The sequence below is a fragment of the Cupriavidus basilensis OR16 genome (assembly GCF_000243095.1).
Taxonomy (GTDB): domain Bacteria; phylum Pseudomonadota; class Gammaproteobacteria; order Burkholderiales; family Burkholderiaceae; genus Cupriavidus; species Cupriavidus basilensis_D.
The window spans coordinates 1-7,256 of sequence record NZ_AHJE01000131.1 but is presented as its reverse complement, the minus strand read 5'-3'; the positions used below and the strand labels follow the sequence as shown (position 1 = coordinate 7,256).

Below are 7,256 nucleotides of genomic sequence, written 5' to 3'. Positions count from 1 at the left end.
AGCTCGGCGTCGCGAATGACCACGTAGCCTTCCTTGATCTGCACGCGTCCCGCGCGGATCGCCTTGACTTCCCAGCCCTCGAGCACGATCCCCGCCTCATATCGCTCTTCGATGAAGTAGTCGAAAAAGGCTTTCTTGTTGTCTGCGATGGTCATGCGGTCCGGATAGTGGAAATGGAGATAAGTAAAACAAACACCAAAAAACGAAGGGGAATGCCGCCGCGGCAACGCCGCAGGGCCGCGCGAGGCCGCAAGGCCGTGGTTTGGGCGCGATCGTGCGCATCCGGGATGCCGTCGGCGCGCGCGTGGGCTAAAATTGGGATTCTAGCAAACCGGCCCGCTCCGGTGGATTCCGCAGTGCGTCATGGCGCTGGCGGCGCCCGCGCGGGCCATGATTCCCCACTACATGGCAGACGTCCATAAATCCGTGCTGCTCGGCCACTCCGCCGAGCAGATGTACAACCTGGTCACGCAAGTCGAGGACTATCCCAAGTTCCTCCCCTGGTGCGGCGGCGTGGAGGTATTCGAGCAGACCGAGACGCTGCTCGACGCCAAGATCTACATCCACTTCAACGGCATCAAGCAGTATTTCCACACCCGCAATACGCAGGAACGGCCCACCAAGATCGATATGGTGTTCGAGGACGGTCCCTTCAAGACCTTCAGCGGTTCCTGGCGCTTCACGCCGCTGCGCGAGGATGCCTGCAAGATTGAATTCCACCTGCACTACGAGTTTTCCAGCTTCCTGCTGGAGAAAATCATCGGGCCGGTGTTCAGCATGATCGCCAATACGTTCGTCGATGCGTTCGTCAAGCGTGCCGAAGTGGTCTACGGCAATGGCTGAGCCCGCCAGCACCGCGGCCCCGGTGCGCATCTCGGTTTGCTATGCCCATCCTGGCGGCGCCTTCCTGAAGGAGATCGAGGTACCCTCCGGCACCAGCATTGTCGCCGCGATTGCCGCTTCGGGCCTGCTGCAGGCTTGTCCGGAGGTGGATCCCGACACCATGCGGGTCGGCATCTTCAGCAAGCTCAAGACACCCGACACCCTGGTGCGTACCGGCGACCGTGTCGAAGTCTATCGCCCGCTGGTGGCCGATCCCCAGCTGGCCCGCAACCGGCGCGTGCAGAAAACACGCAAGGCAGGCACGCGCGAAGGGCTGAAATGGCTGCGTGGCGGCTGACAGGCCCGGCGTGGCGCTGCCGCAGGCCGTCAGGCGCAGTTTTGCTCGAGAGTGGCGGTGACGCGTTGCAATTCGGCCTGCCGCTCGTCATCGTTCAGTTGCCGCGGCGAGCCGTCCGGCATTGACACTGCGATGCGGCGGTTCTGCTGCAGGGACGTTGCATAGTTGCGCGATTGCGCGCAGCGCGCCTGGCGCTCCTGCGCGGCCTGGTCCTTGGCGGCCTGGTCCGCCTCCGCTTTCGCCCGCGCGGCGCGGCGCTTCTCGAAGGCTTCGTCGGCACTTGCCACGGGCTCTGCTTTCACGTTGCCATTGCCCTTTGCGGCCGGCACCGGCGCCGCCTGGGTGGCGGCGGCAACGCCTGCAGGGCTGGCTGCCGCGGCAGGCGAGCCGCCCGGCGGCTCGATCGGGCGCAAGCTGCCGGCAAAACGGCCGGGCGCCTTGATCACGCTGGCGGCCGGCACCGAGGGCGGCGGCGGTATGTCGCTGTAGACCATGCGGCCTCTGCCGTCGCGCCACTGCCATTGCGAATCCGCCTGGGCGGTGGCTGCCAGGCACAGGCAGGCGAGGGCGGCCAGCGTGACGAGCTTGATGTGCGCGGTCGATCGTTTCATGGCTTAGCGTATGGTGGCAGCCTGCGGTGATAAGTGCGGCAGCGGGGCGGACAGGGGCTGGAACCCCGCTGCGCGAGTGACTCGCGCGCCTTGGCTGCCGGGGTTGGCCGCTAGTTTAGGCAGACTTGTCGACCGCGTGCAAGCGTACCGACCAGGCCACGCCGATCATCAGCAACGCGATGGCGGCGATCTCCAGCGGGCGCGGCAGGCGATGATCGAAGACAAAGCCATACGCCAGCGCGAACAGCGTCTCGAAGACGATCATCTGGCCCGACAGCGTAAGCGGCAGGCGGCGGCTGGAGATATTCCAGAGGTTGTTGCCGATCAGCGACGCGCCGAGCGCCACGGCCGCGTTGACCATCCAGAACCATTGCCAGTCGCGGCCGCCGCTGGCCACATCCAGGCTGTCGCCGGCCACCAGCCAGCCCAGCCAAGCCAGCAGCGCGAGCACCACCGACACCACGCCGGTGGAGATGCCATACAGCGCGGACCATTCATTGCCGCTGTACTGCGGGTTGCGCTGCAGGTAGCGTGCGTTGTCGACCGCGTAGAGCGTCCAGCACACCAGCGCGCCGGCCGCGCACATCACGCCGGCCAGCCGTTGCCAGACGGTGCGCACCACCTCGCCGGCGGCGCCGCCGTGCGCATGTCCGCCGCCGGCGAACAGGTCGATATTGATGCAGGCGATGCCGGCGGCCACCACCAGCAACGGCCAGATCAGGTGCGACAGCGGCACCGCGCCATGGTCGCGCCGGCCCATGATGGTGACGGAGATGGGCAGGATGCCGATGATCAGCGAGGTGGGGCCCACGCCGGCCAGCTGCACGCCGAACGCCAGCAGCACGTAATACAGCAGGTTGCCGGTGAAAGCCTGGCGCAGCAGCGCCAGGCAATCCGCGCGCGTGAGCTTGCGCGCAATGCGCTTCATCAGCGGCAGCGCGGCGATGAAGGCGACCAGCCCGTAGGCCAGGTAGCGCCCGATCGCGAGTTCCCAGGGGGAAAATACCGGCAGCAGCTTGGGGGCGATAAACACCATGCCCCAGAAGGCGCCGGCCAGAAGGCCGCACAGTACGCCGATACCCATCGTTGCTTGCCTATCCCTGGAAAAAGGACAAAGAGCATAGCAGACTTGAACAAGGGCACTCGCAGGCGCGTCAAGAAACGTGCCATTCCTGTATAATTCGGTTTTGCGCCTAGAGGAATTGCTATGCGTCTTGTCCAGAAAGCACTCACATTCGATGACGTGCTCCTCGTGCCGGCCTATTCGTCGGTACTGCCCCGGGATGTTTCGCTCCGTACCCGCCTGACCCGTTCGATCGAATTGAACATTCCGCTGGTATCCGCCGCCATGGATACCGTCACGGAAGCCCGCCTGGCCATTGCCATGGCGCAGGCTGGTGGTATCGGCATTGTCCACAAGAACCTGAAGCCGGCCGACCAGGCCCGGGAAGTGGCGCGCGTGAAGCGCTACGAATCCGGCGTGCTGCGTGACCCGATCACCATTCCCCCCGACATGAAGATCCGCGATGTGATTGCATTATCACATCAATACGGCATCTCCGGTTTCCCGGTGGTGGAAGGCAAGACCGTGGTCGGCATCATCACCAACCGCGACCTGCGTTTCGAGGAAGAACTGGACGCGCCCGCGCGCGCCAAGATGACGCCGCGCGAAAAGCTCGTCACGGTGGGCGAAGACGCATCGCTGGAAGACGCCAAGCGCCTGATGAACCGCCACCGCCTCGAGCGCGTGCTGGTGGTCAACAAGGACTTCGAGCTCAACGGCCTGATCACCGTCAAGGACATCCAGAAGGCAGTGGAGCACCCGCTGGCCAGCAAGGATGACCGCGGCCAGTTGCGCGTCGGCGCTGCCGTCGGCGTGGGCCCTGACAACGACGAACGCGTCGACCTGCTGGTCAAGGCCGGTGTCGACGTGATCGTGGTCGATACCGCCCACGGCCACAGCCAGGGCGTGCTGGACCGCGTGCGCTGGGTCAAGCAGAACTACCCGCAAGTGCAGGTGATCGGCGGCAACATCGCCACCGGTGCTGCCGCGCGCGCGCTGGTCGATCATGGCGCCGACGGCGTCAAGGTCGGCATTGGCCCGGGCTCGATCTGCACCACCCGTATCGTCGCCGGCGTGGGCGTACCGCAGATCACCGCGGTCTCCAACGTGGCCGAAGCCCTCAAGGGTACCGGCGTGCCGCTGGTGGCCGACGGCGGCATCCGCTACTCGGGTGACATCGCCAAGGCACTGGCTGCCGGCGCGCATGTGGTCATGATGGGCGGCATGTTCTCCGGGACCGAAGAGGCGCCGGGTGAAGTGTTCCTGTACCAGGGCCGTTCCTTCAAGAGCTACCGCGGCATGGGCTCGGTCGGCGCGATGAAGGACGGGGCGGCAGATCGCTACTTCCAGGAAGACAACACCGCCAACGTCGACAAGCTGGTCCCTGAAGGCATTGAAGGCCGCGTGGCCTACAAGGGCTCGGTTACCGCCATCATCCACCAGATGTGCGGCGGCGTGCGTGCCTCCATGGGTTACTGCGGCAGCAGCTCGATCGCCGACTGGCACGAGACTTCCGAGTTCGTGCAGATCACCGCCGCGGGCATGCGCGAGTCGCATGTGCACGACGTGCAGATCACCAAGGAAGCGCCGAACTACTACATCGACTAAGTGCGTCGATCAGGCGGGTCTTTATGAACTGGCGGCTGTGCGGGACCTGGATGTCCTGCCAGCCGCGCGCCGGCTGCGCCGACCGGCGCTGCCCCCAAGCCAGGCCCTGCGCCTGGCCGGAGGAGTTCTCATGAAAGTATTGCTGCGTGCCGTGCTGTTCCTGGACGCCTTGCTCAACCTGCTGCTCGGCATCGTCCTGCTGCTGTCGCCTTTTACGACCTTCTACAGCGCGCTGCAATTGCCGCAGCCACAGCCTGCCATGTATGGGCAGTTGCTTGGCGTGGCGCTGGTTGGCCTGGCCTTGCTGCTATGGCAGGCGACCGTCAACGGGCAGCTTACGGTAGCCGTGGCGCGCACGGTTGGGCAGGTCAACCTGGCCAGCGCGGTGCTGATCGTGACCTGGATGCTGATGCTGGACCTGCCGGTGCAGGGCGCCGGCAAGATCTGGCTGCCGGTGCTGGCCGCGGTGCTGGCCTTCTTCGCCGCGGTGCAGATCCCGGCCGCCAAGCGCGTACGCGTGCGCGAGCGTGAACTGCGTGAGCAACGCGAGCTGCAAAAAGAGACGCAAAACAAGGATGCCGGCACCGCCCCCGTGGCACGCCGGCCGCAATCACCCGAATACCGGCGCGAGCCGAGTGTCACGCCGCCGCCCGGCTATGGTCCGGGCACCGAAGTGACGACCGAGCCCGTACCGGACGAAACGCCATCCGCCCATCATGCACGACAAAATCCTCATCCTTGATTTCGGCTCGCAAGTTACGCAGCTGATCGCCCGCCGCGTGCGCGAAGCGCACGTCTACTGCGAAATCCACCCGAACGACGTCACGGAAGAATTCGTGCGCGAGTTCGCGCCCAAGGGCATCATCCTGTCCGGCAGCCACGCCAGCACCTACGAAGACCACCAGCTGCGCGCGCCGCAGGCCGTGTGGGACCTCGGCGTGCCGGTGCTGGGCATCTGCTACGGCATGCAGACCATGGCCGTGCAACTGGGCGGCAAGGTGGAGTGGAGCGACCATCGCGAGTTCGGCTACGCCGAGATGCGCGCGCATGGCCACACCGCGCTGCTCAAGGACCTGGAAGATTTCTCCACGCCCGAAGGCCACGGCATGCTCAAGGTCTGGATGAGCCACGGCGACAAGGTCGCCGAGCTGCCGCCGGGCTTCAAGCTGATGGCCTCCACGCCTAGCTGCCCGATCGCCGCCATGGCCGACGAAGCGCGCGGCTACTACGCCGTGCAGTTCCACCCGGAAGTCACGCATACCGCCAAGGGTCGCGACATCCTGGAGCGCTTCGTGCTGAAGATCGCCGGCGCCAAGCCTGACTGGGTCATGCATGACCACATCACCGAAGCCGTCGCCAAGATCCGCGAACAGGTCGGCGACGAAGAAGTGATCCTCGGCCTGTCCGGCGGCGTCGATTCCTCGGTGGCCGCGGCCCTGATCCATCGCGCCATCGGCGACCAGCTCACCTGCGTGTTCGTCGACCACGGCCTGCTGCGCCTGAACGAAGGCAAGATGGTGATGGACATGTTCGCCGGCCGCCTGCACGCCAAGGTCATCGCCATCGACGCGTCCGAGCAGTTCCTCGGCCACCTCGCCGGCGTGACCGATCCCGAGCAAAAGCGCAAGATCATCGGCCGCGAGTTCGTCGAAGTGTTCCAGGCCGAAGCCAAGAAGCTGACCAACGCGAAGTGGCTGGCCCAGGGCACGATCTACCCCGACGTGGTGGAATCCGGTGGCACCAAGACCAAGAAGGCCACCACCATCAAGAGCCACCACAACGTGGGCGGCCTGCCGGAAACGCTGGGCCTGAAGCTGCTCGAGCCGCTGCGCGACCTGTTCAAGGACGAAGTCCGCGAGCTCGGCGTGGCGCTCGGCCTGCCGCCAGAAATGGTCTACCGCCACCCGTTCCCGGGCCCGGGCCTGGGCGTCCGTATCCTGGGTGAGGTCAAGCGTGACTACGCCGAGCTACTGCGCCGGGCCGACGCGATCTTCATCGAAGAGCTGCGTGGCACGGTTGCTACCGAGCAGGACGCTGCAGCCGGCATGTGCGAGGCTTCGCAAGTGGGCAAGAGCTGGTATGACCTGACCAGCCAGGCGTTCGCAGTGTTTCTGCCGGTCAAGTCGGTCGGCGTGATGGGCGACGGCCGCACCTACGACTACGTGGTCGCGCTGCGCGCGGTGCAGACCACCGACTTCATGACTGCCCACTGGGCGCACCTGCCGTACGCGCTGCTGGGTCGCTGCTCGAACCGCATCATCAATGAGGTGCGTGGTTTGAATCGTGTGGTGTATGACGTGTCGGGGAAACCGCCGGCTACGATTGAGTGGGAGTGAAATCGGGTCCTTTGGGGACTATCGCCAGCTATCGAAAAACTGCCGTAACGTGTTGATTTGGAAGGAAATTAGTCGCGGCAGCTATCGGTGGCTATCGCCGGCCAGCGGAACAGGTTGGCGGTAGAAGTCTCCTCTGGAAAGCATGATTTCATGCGGCTTTCCGGGCATCAGCAGGTATCCTGGCCCCTGACGGTAAAAGCCGTCACGAACAGGAGGAAAAACCTCAATGCTCACCGACACAGCACTGCGCAACCTCAAGCCTAAGTCCAAGACTTATAAGGCTTCCGACCGCGCTGGCATGGGCGCTTCCAAACGTGGTGCGACTGACTAGCCGCCTCGACTCATCCCATGTCACGTATCCGGCAGCGCCGCGCTCAAGCCCACGTTTCATGCAAATGGCGCCAGGCAACGCGGGCGTCGCCCGCAAGCACGAACAGCGCCGTGGCACGCCGTTCGGA

The 7,256-nt window shown here is 65.0% G+C and carries 8 protein-coding genes; 5 read left to right on the top strand and 3 right to left on the bottom strand.

What is annotated here, in order from left to right; all coding sequences use genetic code 11:
• Positions 1-155 (bottom strand): SsrA-binding protein (locus OR16_RS34575; protein ID WP_006163514.1); only part of this gene is annotated, 155 nt, incomplete at its 3' end.
• 250 nt (positions 156-405) lie between these two features.
• Between OR16_RS34575 and OR16_RS34570 the strand changes: the two genes are divergently transcribed.
• Positions 406-843, top strand: coding sequence for a type II toxin-antitoxin system RatA family toxin (locus OR16_RS34570; protein ID WP_006163513.1), 438 nt, complete (start codon positions 406-408; stop codon positions 841-843).
• Positions 836-1,180, top strand: a complete 345-nt coding sequence (locus OR16_RS34565) for an RnfH family protein (RefSeq protein WP_006163512.1) — start codon at positions 836-838, stop codon at positions 1,178-1,180. Before OR16_RS34570 ends, OR16_RS34565 begins: the two co-directional genes overlap by 8 nt.
• 29 nt (positions 1,181-1,209) lie before the next feature.
• Here the strand turns inward: OR16_RS34565 and OR16_RS34560 are convergent, their stop codons facing one another.
• Positions 1,210-1,791: a DUF4124 domain-containing protein gene (locus tag OR16_RS34560; RefSeq protein WP_006163511.1), complete on the bottom strand. Its 582-nt coding sequence runs from the start codon at positions 1,789-1,791 to the stop codon at positions 1,210-1,212.
• Between the two features lie 115 nt (positions 1,792-1,906).
• Positions 1,907-2,875 carry a DMT family transporter gene (locus tag OR16_RS34555; RefSeq protein ID WP_006163510.1) on the bottom strand — a complete coding sequence of 323 codons (969 nt, stop codon included), beginning with the start codon at positions 2,873-2,875 and terminating at the stop codon, positions 1,907-1,909.
• A 123-nt stretch (positions 2,876-2,998) separates the two neighbouring features.
• On the opposite strand from OR16_RS34555, the gene guaB reads away from it, so the two are divergent.
• The 3 genes from guaB to guaA all read left to right on the top strand — a co-directional run bounded on the left by guaB (position 2,999) and on the right by guaA (position 6,798).
• Positions 2,999-4,462 carry an IMP dehydrogenase gene (gene guaB / locus OR16_RS34550; protein WP_006163509.1) on the top strand — a complete coding sequence of 488 codons (1,464 nt, stop codon included), beginning with the start codon at positions 2,999-3,001 and terminating at the stop codon, positions 4,460-4,462.
• A gap of 130 nt (positions 4,463-4,592) precedes the next feature.
• Entirely contained in the window at positions 4,593-5,204 is a 612-nt protein-coding gene (locus tag OR16_RS34545; protein WP_006163508.1) for a hypothetical protein, read from the top strand.
• Positions 5,179-6,798: a glutamine-hydrolyzing GMP synthase gene (gene guaA, locus OR16_RS34540; protein WP_006163507.1), complete on the top strand. Its 1,620-nt coding sequence runs from the start codon at positions 5,179-5,181 to the stop codon at positions 6,796-6,798. Before OR16_RS34545 ends, guaA begins: the two co-directional genes overlap by 26 nt.
• Positions 6,799-7,256 lie beyond the last annotated feature (458 nt).